We start from the raw sequence: 1,776 nt of genomic DNA on the forward strand, positions 1-1,776 counted from the left end.
GAGCGGGTTATCGGATCGAAATGTTGTATAATGATTTTGTTTGAGTATCCGGGGTGGTTATATATGTCTAGAATTCCCTTCTCCCGGATTTCCAGGTTCTGGGGGTTTAAGGAAAAGATCAGGTTTGAGAGAGCATTGAATGGCAGAGCTTCGGTAGTCAGCTCAGGTGGTCGTTTGTATGTGTTGAAGAGAAGGGCCGCGAGTGTTCCTGCCGGTTCTTGTCGTAGTGGTCTTCTGGCGAATCTTGTCGGTACCGGAGTTCCTGTTTCGGCTCCCGTTTATGCCCGCAACGGCAAGTCTGAAGTAAGAATCGGCAAGTACGTTTACTCAGTGTTTTCTTACATAGAAGGAGAAAAGGCCGACTCCAACATCTCTCATGCCACTCCGGAGTTGGCGGTTGAACTTGGCATTTTCACCGGAAGGCTCCACAAAGCTCTAGAAGAAATCGACGACGATCAGCTTGAAAGAACGAATCTGCTGAAGTCGCTGACAGCTGCCCTGCGGTACTTCAGTGCAGGGGACTTAGAAATGAAACTCGAAAGTGTTGAGGAATTCTTCACCGATTTCTACAAGATATATTATAGACTGCCGGTCCAGATCATCCATGGCGACTACCATCCAGGGAACATAATCATCCACGAGGGGAAGGTCTCTGGGATAGTAGATTTTGATTGTGCGACTCGAGAAGTGAAAGTGCTAGATCTTGCCTATCTAGTTCATAGCGTCTTCGCCGAGTTTCTGAAGATGGGTTCTCCATCGCTTTTCCTCTATTTGCTTCCGTACTTGCTTGAAGGATACTCCTCAGAAAACACTCTTTCCTCGAGCGAGAGGGAGAGTTTTGTCTATCTTCTTTCTGCTATTTCGATCATCCAGATTCATTACTTCACTGCGAAAGAATTGACTGAAGAAGCGCGCTTCGCAAAGAATGTCTTCAAATGGCTGTACAAAAACAGTAGTCGTATCAAGGAAAAGGCGGGTCTTGTCCTGGCCGGTTCCGAAAAGGTTATCTAGTGTGTGGTTCAAGAGATAGTTAATTTCCCGCCGCGCTTTCTTTTCTCCTTAGCATCGTTCCTTTTCATTTGTTCCTAATTGAATATTTCTTATAGAATACCGAGAGTCCCTCGCCTCGATTTTTGCTAATCTATCGCTGTCGCATATTAAACTATAATGTCTGCCATCAGAACAATGGCAGTCGGATCCTGGCAATTGGAGCGATCCGCTTTGCATTGAAGTCTTTGACCATGTTATTCAGCTGAGTCATTTTAGAAGAGAAACAGATCGATGGAAGATAAACGGCATGTTTTATTGACGGCTTAATGGTATGGTCAATTGCTAGTGTCGAAGTATAATCTGTTTGAGGAGGTGAATCCATGCTCGGGCTGAAAATCGTCGTCGAAAGAGGCTCTGGAGTCCCTTTGTTCAAGCAGCTGATAGATCAGTTGAGAACAGCGATAATTAGGGGGAGATTTCTAGGGCACAAGACTTCCTTCCGAGCGAGAGCTTTTGACGTTGCTCAGCCTGAACAGGAGCGTTGTTGTGAAAGCATATAACGAACTGAAGATGGACGGCCTTCTGGATTCCAGATCGCGAAGCGGCACTTACGTCCTTTCAGTCCGGCCGGAACAGCAGTGTCATTTCGTCGGTCGCTTTTCGACGATATTATGCAAGAGTGCTTTTCAAAAGCACGGATACATATGCCTTCGGCCTGACAGTTGCCGTTTGGCCGCTTCGACAGGGACCGCCGGCGCTTCCGTCCTTTAGTTTTCTCAATACTTC

3 protein-coding genes are annotated in these 1,776 nt (G+C 46.5%); all 3 read left to right on the plus strand.

Annotated elements, in window-relative coordinates; all coding sequences use genetic code 11:
• Positions 1–63: 63 nt before the first annotated feature.
• Positions 64–1,011, plus strand: a complete 948-nt coding sequence (locus B3K91_RS02320; RefSeq protein WP_292587820.1) for a phosphotransferase enzyme family protein — start codon at positions 64–66, stop codon at positions 1,009–1,011.
• A gap of 359 nt (positions 1,012–1,370) precedes the next feature.
• Positions 1,371–1,550, plus strand: coding sequence for a hypothetical protein (locus B3K91_RS02325; protein ID WP_292593930.1), 180 nt, complete (start codon positions 1,371–1,373; stop codon positions 1,548–1,550).
• Positions 1,510–1,761 carry a hypothetical protein gene (locus B3K91_RS02330; RefSeq protein WP_292593928.1) on the plus strand — a complete coding sequence of 84 codons (252 nt, stop codon included), beginning with the start codon at positions 1,510–1,512 and terminating at the stop codon, positions 1,759–1,761. Before B3K91_RS02325 ends, B3K91_RS02330 begins: the two co-directional genes overlap by 41 nt.
• Positions 1,762–1,776 lie beyond the last annotated feature (15 nt).

It is taken from the genome of Mesotoga sp. UBA5847 (assembly GCF_002432735.1).
Classification (GTDB): Bacteria; Thermotogota; Thermotogae; order Petrotogales; family Kosmotogaceae; genus Mesotoga.